We start from the raw sequence: 16,295 nt of genomic DNA, 5'->3' as shown, positions 1-16,295 counted from the left end.
GCCTGCGCCGACATCAAAACCCACCTGCCGCACGCGATGATCTCCGGCGGCGTGTCCAACGTCTCCTTCTCGTTCCGTGGCAACGATCCGGTGCGTGAAGCGATCCACGCGGTGTTCCTGTATCACGCTATTCGCAACGGCATGGATATGGGGATCGTCAACGCCGGGCAGTTGGCGATCTATGACGATCTCAGCACTGAACTGCGTGAAGCCGTTGAGGATGTGGTACTCAACCGCCGTCAGGATGGCACCGAGCGCCTGTTGGAACTGGCGGAGAAATACCGTGGCAGCAAAGACAATGAAGTGGCGGTGCAGCAGGCCGAATGGCGCGGCTGGCCGGTAGGGAAGCGTCTGGAGTATTCGCTGGTCAAAGGCATTACCGAATTTATCGAGTTAGACACCGAAGAAGCGCGCCAGCAGGCGGATCGCCCGATCGAAGTGATCGAAGGGCCGCTGATGGCCGGCATGAACGTGGTCGGTGACCTGTTCGGCGAGGGCAAAATGTTCCTGCCGCAGGTGGTGAAATCGGCCCGCGTGATGAAGCAGGCGGTGGCCTATCTCGAACCTTACATTGAGGCCAGCAAACAGAAGGGCACCACCGCCGGGAAAATTCTGCTGGCGACGGTGAAGGGCGATGTGCACGACATCGGCAAAAACATCGTTGGCGTGGTGCTGCAATGTAACAACTACGAAATTATCGATCTGGGCGTAATGGTACCGACGGACAAGATCCTGAAAACCGCCCGCGAACAGAAGGTGGATATTATCGGTCTGTCTGGCCTGATCACCCCGTCACTGGACGAAATGGTGAACGTGGCAAAAGAGATGGAGCGCCAAGGCTTTACCCTACCGCTGCTGATCGGCGGGGCGACTACCTCCAAAGCTCATACCGCGGTGAAGATTGAGCAGAACTACAGTGGCTCGACGACCTACGTGCAGAACGCCTCGCGTACCGTTGGCGTAGTTGCGGCGCTGTTGTCAGACACTCAGCGGGACGAGTTTGTCGCCCGCACCCGCAAAGAGTACGAAACCGTGCGTATCCAGCATGGGCGTAAAAAGCCGCGTACGCCGCCGGTCAGCCTGCAACAGGCGCGGGATAACGCTATGGCACTGGATTGGGAAAACTACCAGCCGCCGGTGCCGAACAAGCTGGGGGTGTTCCCGGTTGAGGCCAGTATTAACACGCTGCGCCACTATATCGACTGGACGCCGTTCTTTATGACCTGGTCGCTGGCGGGCAAGTATCCGCGCATTCTGGAAGATGAAGTGGTAGGGGAAGAAGCCAAGCGCCTGTTCCAGGATGCCAACGAAATGCTGGATATGCTGGCCGCTACCGGCACCCTCAACCCGCGTGGCGTCTACGGCCTGTTCCCGGCCAACCGGGCCGGGGATGATGTGGAAGTCTACCGGGATGAAAGCCGTGAAGAGGTGCTGGTGGTCAGCCGTCATCTGCGTCAGCAAACGGAAAAAACCGAATTCCCGAACTACTGTCTGGCCGACTTTGTGGCCCCGAAAAGCAGCGGCAAAGCCGACTACTTTGGCGCATTCGCGGTCACGGGCGGGCTGGAGGAAGATGCATTGGCTGTGGCTTATGACGCCAAACATGATGATTACAACAAGATCATGGTCAAAGCGTTATCCGATCGTCTGGCGGAGGCCTTTGCCGAATATCTGCACGAGCAGGTGCGTAAGCTGCACTGGGGCTTTGCCGCCGATGAAAATCTGAGTAACGAAGAGCTGATCCGTGAGAATTATCAAGGCATTCGCCCGGCCCCCGGCTATCCTGCTTGCCCTGAGCATACCGAAAAAGCGGAGATCTGGCAGTTGCTGGACGTTAACCTCCATACCGGCATGGAACTGACCGAATCCTTCGCCATGTGGCCTGGGGCAGCGGTATCCGGCTGGTATTTCAGCCATCCACAGAGCAAGTACTTTGCCGTGGCACAGATCCAGCGCGATCAGGTAGAAGACTACGCGCAGCGTAAGGGGATGAAGATCGGTGACGTAGAGCGCTGGCTGGCCCCGAATCTGGGATACGATGCGGATTAATGGCGATATCTGCGGTGTTTCAAGCCGTGGTGCTGTCCACCTGGCGGGGCGAGTTTAACCTCGTCCCGGTTATTTTCCGGTTGACTGATCGGCCGAATCGAGCGCCGGGCGATTGACTCCCCGTTGATGATGAAAGTGGGCTACAATGATAAACTGTTGCTTTACGGGTAGTTGCATGATTTCGCTGTCGCAATGATTGACAGTGGCACGGTGAACTCTCCCTCTTGACTATACCTTTTCGATAGCACAAAGCACATTGCCGCTGTCCTGCTTAACTGGCGTCTGGCAGGTGGGATAGTCTGTGGTGCCTGCCGGGCGTCTATGGAGCAAGCCTTCCGTGTTGACCCTTCTTAATTTGCTTTCTGCCATTGCCATGCTGGTGTGGGGAACCCACATCGTCCGTACCGGCATTATGCGGGTCTATGGTGCCAATTTACGTCAGGTCCTGAGCAGCAGTATCGAGAAAAAGCCGCTGGCCTTTGTAGCAGGTATCGGTGTAACCGCGTTGGTACAAAGCAGTAATGCAACGGCGTTGCTGGTTTCTTCTTTTGTGGCGCAAGGGCTGGTTGGACTTGGGCCTGCCTTGGTGATTATGCTGGGGGCCGATGTTGGTACGGCGATCATGGCGCGCGTGCTGACGTTCAATCTCTCCTGGCTTTCGCCGCTGCTGATTTTTGTCGGCGTGATTTTATTCCTCAGCCGTAAGCAAACTCGTGTTGGCCAGATGGGGCGCGTCGCTATTGGTCTTGGCCTGATCGTGTTGGCGCTGGAGCTGATTGTGGCCGCCGCAACGCCGATCACTCAGGGCTATGGCGTTAAAGTGATCTTCTCGTCGCTGACCGGTGACGTGATGCTCGATGCGCTGATCGGAGCCCTGTTTGCCATTATCAGCTATTCCAGCCTGGCGGCGGTGTTATTGACCGCGACGTTGACCGCTTCGGGAGTGATTTCTCTACAGGTGGCGCTGTGCCTGGTGATCGGTGCCAACCTGGGCAGCGGGCTGTTGGTGATGCTTAACACCAGCGGCCAGAATGCCGCAGGCCGCCGCGTAGCCTTGGGTAGCCTGTTGTTCAAACTGTTGGGTAGTGCGCTGGTGCTGCCGTTTGTTTCCCTGATTGCGCACGGTATTGAGCGGCTGCCGGGTAATGCAGAAGAGCTGGTGATCTATTTCCACATGTTCTACAACCTGGTGCGTTGTCTGCTACAGGTACCGTTGTCAGGGCCGATGGCGCGCCTGTGCGAAACGTGGATCGTCGATGCTCCTACAGAAGATCCCCGTTTGCGGCCACGCTACCTTGACGTCAGCGCTCTGGATACGCCAAGTTTGGCGCTGGCCAATGCGGCGCGCGAAACCCTGCGGATGGGGGATGTGGTTGAACATATGATGATCCTGCACCATGAGGTATTGCATGGTAAGCGCATCCAGGCCAAAGAAGTTCGCCGTCTGGACGATGATGTCCATGTGTTGTACACCGCCATCAAGCTTTACCTGGCGCAGATCCAGAAGGAAGACCTGGGGGAGGCGGATTCGCGCCGCTGGGCGGAGATCATCGAAATGGCTCTCAACCTGGAGCAGGCCGGCGATATCATCGAACGTATGGCTAGTGACGTGGCGGATCAGTCGCATGGTGCGCACAGCTCGTTCTCTGCCGAAGGGCTAGCCGAACTGGACCAACTGCATGAAAAGTTGACCGACAATCTACGCCTTAGCCTGTCGGTGTTTCTCTCCGGTGATGTCACCAGTGCCAAGCGGTTACGTCGTTCCAAGCACCGTTTCCGCATCCTGGATCGTCGCTATGCCCATGCGCACGTCGATCGCCTGCATCAGCAAAACGTGCAGAGTATCGAAACCAGTTCGCTGCATCTTGCGCTGTTGGGGGATATGAAGCGGCTTAACTCGCTGTTTTGCGCAGTGGCCTATAACGCGCTGGACCAGGACGAGAAAGACGACGACCGTGACTGGGGGGAAATGTCTGGTAGGCCTTAATCCAGGGGCGTTAACGATCAATCACGGGCAACAGGAAAAATGACCTCAAGGCTGGGTGAGGTAGTGGGGGTCTTCTCACCTGGCACATGGCCTCTACCTTATTGTAGGGGCTGTAGACTATAGTTTAACTCTTCCTGATTATATATCAGGCTTTCACCGCTTGTTATCTCCCTTCTCACATATTGTCCAAATCTTAATATACAGTCCAAATCTTATAGTCCAAATCTTAATATATAGTCCTAATCTTAACATTGACGGAGGTTATCCCCCAGTCGGTGTCTGGAATAAATTTTAATTTTAAGATTTTTAAACCCGTAATGTAGTGCTCGATTAGGTGTGCCTAATGTTGGTGTAGTCTATGAGCTAATTTTTAATTAGTTAGTCATTTTTAAAATATCGGCATCCACAGAGCTAAATATCTAATTTATTGCTTTTATTAGTCTTAAGATCTGCCCACTCACTGACTTGTAATTTAATTTAATGTCAATTAATGCTTTGTAAGTTAATGTTTCATTTGCGTTTCCCATTTTGTGGTTTGGAAGTGCTTTTAAATTTAAGCATGAACTTGCTAGACTCTTTCTTCATTAATATGGCAAGGCGTTTTGGTTTTGAACGTAATATTTCTTTTGGAATGGAACGGTAGGTGTCAAATGGAGGTGGTCCACTGAATATTCAGGTGCTCAAATGGATGATGAGATCTACAGTGTTATTATCGACAGGGTGTTTAGCGGGGCTGCCTTCTGTAGAGATTAAGGTTGCAGGGGAAATAGAACCGTCCCGTTGTGAGATCATTGCGCCCAATAATGGGGTGTATGATTTTGGGAAAATTCGCTGGCCAAGCAGATTAAATGGCCCGATGACTTTGCCCGCAATGACGCAATCCTGGCGAGTGAGGTGTGGCAGCGCGGCCTATCTGGATATTATCCCAGAAGATAACCGAGCCTGGGCTGGCGGTAATATGGGCGGGGCCTATTTTAGCCTTGGAAGGCGTGACTCCCAGACGCTTGGGAAATACATGCTTGGCATAAGTAACTCCCGGGTTGATCGAGTGGCTGTCAGGTCAAAAACGGTCGGGCAACCGATGTCACAGGCTGGCATCTCGTCACTGCTTCCCGGCAAGCGCACCCGTTGGTTGATACCAGATAATGTATCGCAGATAACGCGCTTAGCACCGGCAGGAAGGGTATTCTCTCTGGATATTACGGTGTCTCCACAGCTGACTATCCCTGAAAATGTCGCGACGGAAGCCGTATCATTGGATGGTTCAGTGACGCTGGATTTTGCTTTCGGTATATAAATACGCATCTTATTTATTTTCTCTTTGTTGATAGGGAGGTGATTTTTATTATTGCTGCAAGGTAGGTAACGCCTGCGTGGTAATAAAATAAAAAGGGGGCATTTATTGCTCTCCGGTCTTGCCTGCGCCTAAGAATGGGTGTGGGTTTTATTCAAAAAACGATATGGATATTTTATGAAAAAAACAATTGTTTCAGGTGCTGTGGTTGCAGCCATGATGATGAGCATGGGTGGCGCAATGGCGGCGGCTATGTCATCTGAGCTCTCAGTGAAAGGGCATTTGGCCATTCCTTCCTGTCAGGTTTCATTAGCAAAGAATGGCGTCTTTGATTTGGGTAAAATCTCAAATGCTGTCATTGAAACGTCCAAGTCTACCCCAATGAAAGAAATTGCTGCTGCTATAAATGTTGAATGTGAAGCTGATACCTTCCTGAACTTTAGCGCCATTGATAATCGTGCAGGCACTGCCAGTACGGTCGAGAGTACTCATTTTGGCCTCGGCAATGTGAACGGCACCGGTAAGTTAGGCTATTACAAAATGAGACTGATAGCTGCCACCGTTGATAGGGTTGGCGTATCTGTCTACAGCGCATCTAAAGGTAGCACTTCACTTTCATCATCAATGGAAGTTTTGGTAGACAAAGATAAGGTTACCGGCTGGGCAAATTCGGAAAATGCTCAAGCGAGTGGTAAAAATTTCCAAGCATTCCTGATGGTGGAACCGGTGTTGGCCTCGTCAAAAGAGATGGGTGGCCCTATTACGGATAGCACCAAGTTGGATGGTTCCGCCACGCTGAACTTTAGTTACGCGCTCTGATTTTTATTACGGATAAATACGCCTCCTGATATTCAGGGGATGGATATACATAAGGACATATATTAGATGAAAAAAAATCTACTGACATTAACGGCTGTTTCATCGTTACTGCTTTCTGCCGCGACGCTAGCGTCAGAAAGTGCCGAGATCAAGGTTATTGGTGAAATAACGACGGCAACCTGTGAAGTGACGATGACGAATAATGGCGTGTTTGATTTTGGCAAAATCAGTCAATCGATGGTGAAAGAGGACAGTAGCTCTTTACTCGGTACTAAAGACCAGGGAGGTGTGCGTGTGAAGTGTAGTGCGCCTACGGCATTGACGTTCACTACGACAGACAATCGGTTGGGCACCGCCAGTTACAATACTGGAAAGCGGGGTTTTGGTCTTGGTAATGTTAATGGAACCGGGAAACTGGGTTTTTACTATTTAAATTTAAGTGAGCCGACTGTGGATGGGGTAGCTAGCAAGCTGCTTCAGGCGTCGGAGGGATCTATCCAAACGATGGAAAGCGCCAAGTTTATTGAGCAGGGCAAACGCTTTGGCTGGGCACCGGCCTCTGGTGTGAATGAGTTGGCTGTCGGCAAAGACTTCACATTCAGTATGTCGGCTCAAGCTCACTTGGCGGGAAAAAGTGATATGAACGGCACCCTCGGTGAAGATACCAACCTGGACGGCTCTGCCACCATGGAGTTTGGCTTCGGGCTGTAAATCTCTAAAGGTCATGTCTGACGCTAATTGAGAGGGGGGGATCCCCCTCTATTTGTGTCGACGCAGGTCGGGCAATCAAGGGAATAGAATCGCCCATGAGGCAAAAGGCATCGGTGGCGTGGGTGTTGTCGGCCCTGCTGATGGCGCGTGCGGGAGCGGCCGGATTTGATGTAAAGACCCTTGAGCAGCTGGGGTATCACGCTGATATTGCAGAGTTCTTTTCGACATCACGTTTTTTGCCAGGCGTTCACCGGGTTGCGCTGGAGGTGAATGCTGCGCAACGCTATCAGGAAGACGTGCGTTTTGGGCAAGACGGGGAACTGTGCCTGGATGCGCATTTAGCCGAAATGCTGCGTTTGCATCTGACCACGCCTCTTGGCGACTGCGAAAATATTCAATCATATTGGCCACGGGCACAGATACGGGTATTTCCTGGCACTTTCCGCGTGGAGATCACCTTGCCCGAAGAGGCTTTTGATCCGGACAAACTGCGTAGCGAACTGCGTGGAGGCTATGCCGTACTGCTGAATTATGATCTGTACGGTAACCGCATGCAGGGGCGTTATGGCAATCAGCAATCGTGGCAGAGCATGTTGGAGCCAAGCCTGAATCTTGGCAACTGGGTGCTCCGAAACCGTTCCAGTTACAGCAAGAGTGAGTTTGGCAGTCAACTGGATGTGTATGAGACCTCGGCAACGCGGGATTTTCCGAACTGGGGAGCGTTAGTACAGGTGGGGGAGTTTAGTGCTGGTGGGACGTTAAGCGGTGGGCTACCTATTACCGGTTTACAGCTGTCCAGTGAACGTTTCCAGCTTGCTCGTGCGACGTTAGCAGTTCCCTTACAAGGTAGTGTATCAAGCCAGGCGACGGTGGAGGTCAAGCAGCGTGGACAGGTGGTGTATCGCACACTGTTACCTGCCGGTCCTTTCATCCTGGACAGCCTGGGCCAGGCAGTAACCGGAGTGGAAACGGAGGTCATTGTTACCGATGCCGAGGGGGTTCAACAGCGTTTTACCGTGACGCCGGGCCTCGGTGATGATCAGGACCGGCAAGGTGGTTATCAACTTGCCCTGGGGCGTTATCGTACCTACGGTGGGCAGCAAGAAGGTGTTTCCCCGCCAGCGCTGCTGATGGGAGAGAAAAGGGTCAGTTTAAGCAGTAGCCGGCAGATGGGGATCGGTGGGATGGCTGCGGCAAAATACCAGCGAATGGCCTGGCAGGGGAGTTTTGGCGATGGGCTGGGGAATTGGCTATCCGCTAATACCGTGTACAGCCGAGGGCAGCAGCAGGGGGTTCAACTGGATATGCAAGGGCAGTTGGCTGTGAGCCCAAGCTTTTCGTTATCCCTGACTTCACAGTATCGAACCCTGGGATTTCGGGAAACGGATGAGTCATTGCGCCAGCCAGTGCGGAGGGCAGAAAAGAGTGCGGACTCACGGTTGCATTATACGGGGGGGCTTGCCCTATCTTGGAATACCTTGGCATGGGGAGCGTTTGCCTACAGCTTGTCGCATGAACGGTATTACCACAACAGCACGGCCAACTGGGTCCATACACTAGCCTACAGCAAAAGGCTGGGGTCGGCGACGTTGAGCCTGAATGTGCAATCCTCTTCCCGTGAGCGGCCTGCCGTCTATGCCGGGATAAGTTTACCGCTTGGAGGGGGGAGCGTTAACAGCCGCCTGCAATTGCGCAGGAACAACCAGATGACGCTGGGAAGCAGTTGGCAGGGGGCCATCGGCGGAGGGCCGTTAAATGGTTATATGGATATCGGCCGCGATAGTCGCGGCGAGTATCAGACCAGCGGAAACCTGAGCGGGAATACCGCCTATACCCGTTTGTCGCTGGGGGCATCGCGCTCTAGCCAGGGTAGCTCCTCACAGTCTTTGGTCTCTTCGGGGTCGCTGGGAGTCGCCAACAATATCTGGGTGACGTCACCTCAGCGGGCGGGCGATACGTTGGTGGTGGTGAGCGTGCCAGGGCAGTCTGGTGCCAGGGTGACAGGGGCGGGTGATGGCATCACTGATTTTGCCGGTAACGTGTTATTGCCCTCGGCCACGCCCTATATGCCGCTAAAGGCGCAAATAGATACCTTGTCATTACCGTTGAACCTGCGGCTGGACAGCACGGCTTTGGAGATGGAGCTGGCGCGCGGCACCGTGGCGACAAGGCGATTCCGGGTCACCGAGGTTCGTCAATTATTACTGACCTTGCGTGATGCGCAGGGAGATGTCTTACCCACGGGGTCGTCTGTGCATGATGAGAAAGGGCAACTGTTGGGCACCTTGATTGCTGACGGTAACCTCATGCTGGTGAATGAAGATATTGGCAAGGTTTTGCGCGTGCGTCGCGTCAATATGAATGAATGTCGGGTGAGTTATGACGTACCGGCGGAGTTTGACCCGTTGGTATTGTATGAAGAGCGGGATGCTGTCTGCCAATAGGCCGCCATGGCACCAACAATCGAACTTAACGAAACAGGATGAAATATGAATAGTACGACAGGGTTAGTTGGCCGAGTAGTCGGTAGTCTTTTACTGATTGCGGGGGGGATGTCATGTGCCCAGGCTGCTTTCCAGCTGGAAAGTATGGGGATAGTGCTAGAGGAAAGTACCGGGCGGACTACCTTTAGTATCAAGAACACCACCTCTGAGCCGATTTTGTTGGCGACTAAGGTTGAAGATCTAGATGGGAAAACCTTTAGTAAAATGGTACTGATTTCGCCGCCGATTTCCCGGATCGACGCCGGGCAGAGTCAGCAGGTGAACTTTGTGCTGAAACAGGGGGCGGTGTTACCTCATGAGGTGATGCTGAAAGCGTCTTTTGAAGGTGTGGGCCAGGCGGTGGACAACAGTGCACGTATCCCGGTACGCCAGAGCATTGGGCTGATTATACAACCGAAAGCGGTGGCGGTGAGCAAAACCCCTTGGGAGGATTTGCAGTTGAGCCAGGTAGGGACGACCTTGGTGGTGAAGAACAATGGATTGCATGTGATGCGTTTAGCCCCACAACTGACTCTGTTACCCTCAAAGCAAGTTGTGCTGCTGGAGAATTACTATCTGATGTCGGGTGAGGAAAAGAAAGTAACCGTGTCGGGCAAGGTGACCTCCGTGGGCATGACTCCGCTGGGCCGTTATGGTTTTAAACAGGCGGATATCACGTTACCAGTGAAATAAGGTTGTATAGCGTGGCGGCCCTGAACAGGGCCGCCAGAATATCGGGCGTTATCGCTGGTGGGGGATTAATCCTGTTTCTTGATCGGGCGGCCAGACCAGTAACCTGCCAGCAGTGAACCGGACAGGTTGTGCCACACCGAGAACAGCGCACCCGGCAGTGCGGCCAGCGGTGAGAAGTAGATCTTACCCAGCGTTGCCGCCAGCCCGGAGTTTTGCATACCGACTTCAATAGCCAGCGTACGGCAGGTAGATTCGTCGAACCCGAGCATTTTTCCTCCCCAATAGCCCCCGAGCAGCCCGATGCTGTTATGCAGGATCACCGCGATGATCACCACAAAGCCCACCGAGGCAATATGGCTCTGGCTACCCGCGACCACCGCACTGATGATCGCCACAATACAGACCATCGACAGGGCTGGCAGATAAGGCTCAACCCGTTTGACGGTTTTGGTGAAGCTGTGGTGGACGATCAGGCCCAGTCCAATCGGGATCACCACGATCTGCAGAATGCTAAATAACATCCCCATGATATCCACGCTGATTTCGGCATCGACATACAGTCGTGTCAGCAGTGGGGTGGCAAAAACGCCAACCAGCGTAGAAACGGCTGAAATGGTCACCGACAGGGCGACATCGCCTTTCGCCAGATAGATCATCACGTTGGAGGCCGTGCCGCTGGCAACGCTACCTACCAGCACCATACCGGCAGAGAGATCCGGCGGCATACGGAACAGCATCGCCAATAGCCAGGCGGCCAGCGGCATGATCAGGTAATGCAGGAAGATCCCCGCCGCTACCGGGCCGGGGCGCGACAGCACGCGCTTGAAGTCATCCAGGCGCAGGGTGACGCCCATGGCAAACATGATCAGCATCAGCAACGTACTGACGTAAGGGCTGATACCGGTAAAGGTTGACGGGGTGTAGTAGGCCGCAATGGAGAGCAGCACGGCCCATAATGGGAATAAGCGTGTGATTTTTGCCAGCATGAGAGGGGTTATCCTTAGCCAATTGAACGGAAGGTGGTGGTGTGTGTTGTGGTGGGCCCAGTGCGCTGAGCCTCTATAGGTTATAAACAGATTATTGGAGGTTGGGCGCAGTAGCAATACTGCACTGCGCCTTTGGGGGAGTTATTCAAACAGATTGTGATGCAGCGTTTGTACTACTCGCTCCGCATCATCGCCCGGCACCAGGAAGCACAGGTTATAGCTGCTGGCCCCGTAACAGATCATGCGGATATTGAACGGATCCAGCACGCCGAACACCTCTTTACCGACGCCGCAAGCCTGTGACAGCTTGTTGCCGATCAGGGCGACCAAAGCCAGATTCTCTTCCACTTCCACCCGACACAGTGAGGAAAGCTCGGTGAGCAGAGAGGTGGTTAACAGGCTGCCGCCGGTGGTCGTAGAGCCAGTGGTATCCATGGTCAATGCCACGCTGACTTCGGAGGTCGTGATCAGATCGACCGAAATATTATGACGGGCCAGAATGTTGAACACCTCGGCCAGGAAGCCGCGTGCGTGCAACATGTTCAGGCTGTGCAGCGTCAGCAGGGTTTGCTTGCGGCGCAAGGCCAGCGCACGGAACAGCGGCGGGTTTTCTGTGGTATTGCATACCAGCGTGCCGCCAGCGGCAGGATCTTTGCTCGAACCGACAAAGACCGGGATATCACTGCGCACGGCAGGTAGCAGGGTGGCCGGGTGCAGTACCTTGGCACCGAAGGTGGCCATTTCCGCCGCTTCTTCAAAGGCAATTTTATCGATACGTTTGGCGGCAGGCACCACGCGTGGGTCGGTGGTATAAATACCCGGTACGTCGGTCCAGATATCCACGCGGCTGACGCTGAGCGCTTCACCCAACAGGGCTGCCGTGTAGTCACTGCCACCACGGCCCAGCGTAGTGGTGCGGCCTTTGGGTTCGCAGCCGATAAAGCCCTGGGTGATCACCAACGCTTGTTGCAGGCGCGGCTTCAACAGGGTTTGGGCCAACTCGGTCAGTGCGGCGCTGTCCGGCACGGCACGGCCGAAATGGTCGTCGGTACGCATCACTTTACGTACGTCGAACCATTCTGCCTGTACCTTACGGCCGCGCAGAATTTCCACAAACAGCAGGGTAGACATCAGCTCGCCATGGCTGACCAGTTCATCGGTCAGTGCGGCAGAGGTGGCCAGCGCAGCGGCTTCCGACAGCGTGGTGATATTTTCCAGAATGCGGTCGATTTCTTCGCGAACCACCGTCGGATTATCGAGGCGATCGAGAATGGCATATTGAATACGGCGGATTTCAGCCAGCTGTTCGTTGCGTTTTTCGGCTTCGCAACCGTCGGCCAGGGCCACCAACAGGTTGGTGATACCGGCAGAGGCGGAGAGAACCACTAAACGGACATCGGGATTGGAGAGTACTACGTCGGCGCTGCGGTTCATCGCATCGAAATCGGCCACGCTGGTGCCGCCGAATTTGGCTACTACGGTTGCGTTTTGCGGTGCTGTTTGAGTCATGTAAAACCTCGTGTCAGGGACGCCATTCAAATTGGCATTTTATTTCCATAAGCCTTGGCACAAGGGAAGAGCGGTAAACAGGGAGCAGGCGTAGAGGTTGAGGCTACGATACACCCAGAAGCGCCCCACCTTGCTGACTGCTCATACAGAGCAGCCCATGGTGACAACTCAGGGGATTCAGCCCCTGTAGCCGACGTGATGGTTGCCATAAGCATCTCGCCTCGGCGTCGCTCCCCCTCCAGTGCCGTCATCGGATATTGGCTCCTCTGACACTCTACCTGGGCGACGCGCCTCTTCTGGCTTGCACAGTGGATGTGCAAGTAGGTGATTAGGAATAACGGGTTTGAGCGCTGCTGTCAACGGGCAGACGCTGAGGGATTTTCATCTGGCCCCAGAAGGGGGCAGAACCTCTGCATATTGTCGGCGTTTCACTGAGCGAAAAAGCGTGATTTGGGGTAAACCTTAGCGTAGTGATAACAGGCTGTTAGCTGAAGTCACGGCTGATTGTTGTGGAAAGGTAAAAATGGGGTGTGGCGGTCTAAGAGTTAGCGCCTATCGCAAGAAAAGAGATCATAATCACAGGCGAACAGGCTACAATCGCTCCATCACCTCATAATTCATTCTCAAGCATAAGAGCGCCGCTATGAAAAATATCAATCCTAGTCAAACCGCTGCTTGGCAAGCCCTGCAGCACCATTTCGATCAAATGAAAGACGTCCAGATCCGTGACCTGTTTGCTCAGGATAGTGAGCGTTTCTCCAAGTTCTCTGCCACTTTCAACGATCAGATGCTGGTGGATTATTCCAAAAACCGCATTACCGCAGAAACCCTGGAAAAGCTGCAGGCACTGGCGAAAGAAACCGACCTGCAAAGCGCGATCAAATCGATGTTCTCCGGTGAGAAAATCAACCGTACCGAAGATCGTGCAGTGTTGCATGTTGCCCTGCGTAACCGTAGCAACACGCCAATCATCGTTGATGGCAAGGACGTGATGCCGGAAGTCAATGCGGTGCTGGCGAAGATGAAGCAGTTCTGCGACCGCGTTATTGGCGGTGACTGGAAAGGTTACACCGGCAAACCGATTACCGACGTGGTCAACATCGGTATCGGTGGCTCAGACCTCGGCCCTTATATGGCGACCGAAGCGCTGCGCCCCTATAAAAACCACCTGAACATGCACTTTGTCTCCAACGTGGACGGCACCCACATCGCCGAAACGTTAAAACCGTTGGATCCGGCGACTACGCTGTTCCTGGTAGCGTCTAAAACCTTCACTACCCAGGAAACCATGACCAACGCCCTCAGCGCGCGCGACTGGTTCCTGAGCACCGCTGGCGATCAGCAGCATGTTGCGAAACACTTCGCCGCGCTGTCTACCAACGGTAAAGCGGTGGCCGAGTTTGGTATCGACACCGACAATATGTTCGAGTTCTGGGATTGGGTCGGTGGCCGTTACTCTCTGTGGTCGGCGATCGGCCTGTCTATCGCGCTGTCTTTGGGCTTTGAAAACTTCGAGCAGTTGCTGAGCGGCGCACATGAGATGGACAAGCACTTTGCCCAGACGCCTGCCGAGCAAAACCTGCCGGTGTTGTTGGCGCTGATCGGCATCTGGTACAACAATTTCTTCGGCGCAGAAACCGAAGCGATCCTGCCGTACGACCAGTATATGCATCGTTTTGCCGCTTATTTCCAGCAGGGCAACATGGAGTCTAACGGTAAATACGTTGACCGTAACGGCAACCCGGTAGATTACCAGACTGGCCCGATTATCTGGGGGGAACCAGGCACCAACGGCCAGCATGCGTTCTATCAGTTGATCCATCAGGGGACCAAGTTGGTGCCTTGTGACTTTATCGCTCCGGCCATCAGTCATAACCCACTGAGTGACCACCACGCCAAACTGCTGTCGAACTTCTTCGCACAGACGGAAGCGCTGGCGTTTGGTAAGTCATTGGACGTGGTTGAGGAAGAGTTCGCCGCACAGGGTAAAACGCAGGAAGAGGTTAAGCATGTTGCCCCATTCAAAGTCTTTGAAGGCAACCGCCCAACCAACTCCATCCTGCTGCGTGAGATCACCCCGTTCAGCCTGGGTAGCCTGATTGCCCTGTATGAGCACAAAATCTTCACCCAAGGCGCGATCCTCAACATCTTCACCTTCGACCAATGGGGCGTAGAGTTGGGTAAACAACTGGCTAACCGTATTCTGCCGGAACTGGCGGGTAAAGAAGCGGTGACCAGCCACGACCCTTCAACCAACGGCTTAATCAATCGCTTTAAAGCCTGGCGTTAAGTTGTCCTGCATTGCCACCAATAAAAAACCCGCCGCGGCGGGTTTTTTGACATCTACAGGGATCAGAGATTGATCGGTACTGCCATGCTGACACCAGCACCCACGTCATCGGCGGTGCTGTTATTGTTATCGGTGTACCACAGGCTGGTATCGAACTTCACTTTAGAGGCGAAGTTGTAACCCCAGCCCAACTGAATGCCTTTCAGCGTGTCGGATTTCGGGAATGCCTGATTGATGTTCTGGTTATTTGGGTTCACTTTGGCGTAGACCAGGCGAGTACTCCAACGCTGGCCATCGTCCAGCACCAGCTCTACGCGGCCAGATAACATCTGCCCATCACCACCCATGGCGTGGCCCAGAGGGTAGCCTTGCTGATAGTAGCCATCTCGGTAAACGTAATGGGTATACATAACGTTATTAGACTCGCCATTGGCGCGAGTATCTGCCCCTTCGATATGCCAGTTGATAGTCGTTGGGCCCCACTCAGGATGCCCCTCTAATCCAATCAAATATGCGTTGTGAGACGGCAACATCCCAGCCTCATCTTCACCCGTGATTTGACCATACAGGCTGACAGGCATGCCGATTAGAGGCTGTAGTTTAAGTTTGAAATCGAAACCGCCTAATTGGTTACCCGGGTCATTATATTTGTCGCCGGTATTATCATTGCCTGATAAAGCATCCCAGAATGAGCTCCAGGATTGTGGGCGGCCTTCTCCCCCCCACATCATTACACGCGATGCCCCTAATTCCAGGAAATTGGTTGGCATCATGGTAAAACGCCCACCAAACAGTTTGGTGTCAGGAACAGCAGTATATTGTGACAACTGGCCTGCGGTGAGCTGATATTGCCAACGACCGATCCAGGACAGCCAAGGCGTTTCGAACGGGGATTGATCGGCACGTTGCAGCATAAAACCAGCCACCGGGCGAGCCGCGTCGGAACGGATCAGGCTGCCGTCATAGCCAGGGCCCCACCATTGAGAGACTTCACCGAATGACAGCCACTGGTTCCACACTTTGATGGCACCGTATGAGCCGTTCATATTGAATTTGGAGCCATCAGAGACGCGCTGATCGCCTTCCACGGCACCTTGCAGGCGCACGTCCCAGAACTCACCGTTGGCACCGGCGCCGATGGTCAGGCTGCTGTCGGCATACTGATTCTGTGCGAAGCCTTGTGGCGTGCCCGGTTTGTCGGTTGAGGTATAACCACTGACGGTAATATTGGCTTTTAAGTCACCAACGCGGCGTTGTACGCGGTCAATGATGTTTTTCTCGGTGTTGGTCACCGGCCTGGCCTGCGCCAGCACCGAATTGATCTCTTCCTGACTCAGCGGCCAGGTCGACAGGCTGACGTTAATCACACCGCGATCGGATAACCAGGCGAGGTCATTGCGCAGATCGTTATCAGGAGTCACCAGTCCGCCGGCGTAGCTGGCAAACGAACAGGTGAAAAGGCCTGCCGCGACCA

At 53.9% G+C, this 16,295-nt stretch carries 11 protein-coding genes and 1 riboswitch; of the genes, 8 read left to right on the top strand and 3 right to left on the bottom strand.

The window, feature by feature from the left end; genetic code table 11:
- From ACLQ7H_RS24455 to ACLQ7H_RS24425, 7 genes are all read left to right on the top strand, one after another.
- The coding region (locus ACLQ7H_RS24455) for a vitamin B12 dependent-methionine synthase activation domain-containing protein (RefSeq protein WP_411754909.1) at window positions 1-2,049 on the top strand (2,049 nt) is incomplete at its 5' end.
- A 337-nt stretch (window positions 2,050-2,386) separates the two neighbouring features.
- Window positions 2,387-4,036: a Na/Pi cotransporter family protein gene (locus ACLQ7H_RS24450; protein WP_411754908.1), complete on the top strand. Its 1,650-nt coding sequence runs from the start codon at window positions 2,387-2,389 to the stop codon at window positions 4,034-4,036.
- 643 nt (window positions 4,037-4,679) lie between these two features.
- Window positions 4,680-5,333 (top strand): hypothetical protein, encoded by a 654-nt coding sequence (locus ACLQ7H_RS24445; protein WP_411754907.1) that lies wholly within the window; start codon window positions 4,680-4,682, stop codon window positions 5,331-5,333.
- A 174-nt stretch (window positions 5,334-5,507) separates the two neighbouring features.
- Complete coding sequence (locus ACLQ7H_RS24440) at window positions 5,508-6,149, top strand: DUF1120 domain-containing protein (protein ID WP_411754906.1); 642 nt, start codon at window positions 5,508-5,510, stop codon at window positions 6,147-6,149.
- Window positions 6,150-6,215: 66 nt separating this feature from the next.
- Complete coding sequence (locus ACLQ7H_RS24435) at window positions 6,216-6,860, top strand: DUF1120 domain-containing protein (protein ID WP_411754905.1); 645 nt, start codon at window positions 6,216-6,218, stop codon at window positions 6,858-6,860.
- Between the two features lie 95 nt (window positions 6,861-6,955).
- Complete coding sequence (locus ACLQ7H_RS24430; protein WP_411754904.1) at window positions 6,956-9,304, top strand: fimbria/pilus outer membrane usher protein; 2,349 nt, start codon at window positions 6,956-6,958, stop codon at window positions 9,302-9,304.
- A gap of 45 nt (window positions 9,305-9,349) precedes the next feature.
- Window positions 9,350-10,036 carry a fimbria/pilus chaperone family protein gene (locus tag ACLQ7H_RS24425; RefSeq protein ID WP_411754903.1) on the top strand — a complete coding sequence of 229 codons (687 nt, stop codon included), beginning with the start codon at window positions 9,350-9,352 and terminating at the stop codon, window positions 10,034-10,036.
- Window positions 10,037-10,101: 65 nt separating this feature from the next.
- Here the strand turns inward: ACLQ7H_RS24425 and panS are convergent, their stop codons facing one another.
- Both panS and lysC read right to left on the bottom strand, forming a co-directional pair.
- On the bottom strand, window positions 10,102-11,022 hold the full coding sequence (gene panS / locus ACLQ7H_RS24420) for a ketopantoate/pantoate/pantothenate transporter PanS (RefSeq protein WP_411754902.1): 921 nt from the start codon (window positions 11,020-11,022) through the stop codon (window positions 10,102-10,104).
- Window positions 11,023-11,163: 141 nt separating this feature from the next.
- On the bottom strand, window positions 11,164-12,531 hold the full coding sequence (gene lysC, locus ACLQ7H_RS24415) for a lysine-sensitive aspartokinase 3 (RefSeq protein ID WP_411754901.1): 1,368 nt from the start codon (window positions 12,529-12,531) through the stop codon (window positions 11,164-11,166).
- Window positions 12,532-12,641: 110 nt separating this feature from the next.
- A riboswitch (Lysine riboswitch) is annotated at window positions 12,642-12,835 on the bottom strand.
- Window positions 12,836-13,174: 339 nt separating this feature from the next.
- Between lysC and pgi the strand changes: the two genes are divergently transcribed.
- Window positions 13,175-14,821, top strand: a complete 1,647-nt coding sequence (pgi, locus tag ACLQ7H_RS24410) for a glucose-6-phosphate isomerase (protein WP_411754900.1) — start codon at window positions 13,175-13,177, stop codon at window positions 14,819-14,821.
- A gap of 62 nt (window positions 14,822-14,883) precedes the next feature.
- Here the strand turns inward: pgi and ACLQ7H_RS24405 are convergent.
- The coding region (locus ACLQ7H_RS24405; RefSeq protein WP_411754899.1) for a capsule assembly Wzi family protein at window positions 14,884-16,295 on the bottom strand (1,412 nt) is incomplete at its 5' end.

The sequence above is a fragment of the Serratia sp. (in: enterobacteria) genome (assembly GCF_046715635.1).
GTDB lineage: Bacteria > Pseudomonadota > Gammaproteobacteria > Enterobacterales > Enterobacteriaceae > Chania.
Note: the sequence above shows the minus strand (reverse complement) of the source record. Positions and strands in the feature narration are given on the sequence as shown.

What these genes read in the sequence shown, in the direction of transcription:
- ACLQ7H_RS24440 (WP_411754906.1), top strand. Translation starts at nt 5,508, where the DNA reads ATGAAAAAAACAATTGTTTCAGGTGCTGTGGTTGCAGCCATGATGATG.
- ACLQ7H_RS24435 (WP_411754905.1), top strand. Translation starts at nt 6,216, where the DNA reads ATGAAAAAAAATCTACTGACATTAACGGCTGTTTCATCGTTACTGCTT.
- ACLQ7H_RS24430 (WP_411754904.1), top strand. Translation starts at nt 6,956, where the DNA reads ATGAGGCAAAAGGCATCGGTGGCGTGGGTGTTGTCGGCCCTGCTGATG.
- ACLQ7H_RS24425 (WP_411754903.1), top strand. Translation starts at nt 9,350, where the DNA reads ATGAATAGTACGACAGGGTTAGTTGGCCGAGTAGTCGGTAGTCTTTTA.
- panS (WP_411754902.1), bottom strand. Translation starts at nt 11,022, where the DNA reads ATGCTGGCAAAAATCACACGCTTATTCCCATTATGGGCCGTGCTGCTC.
- lysC (WP_411754901.1), bottom strand. Translation starts at nt 12,531, where the DNA reads ATGACTCAAACAGCACCGCAAAACGCAACCGTAGTAGCCAAATTCGGC.
- pgi (WP_411754900.1), top strand. Translation starts at nt 13,175, where the DNA reads ATGAAAAATATCAATCCTAGTCAAACCGCTGCTTGGCAAGCCCTGCAG.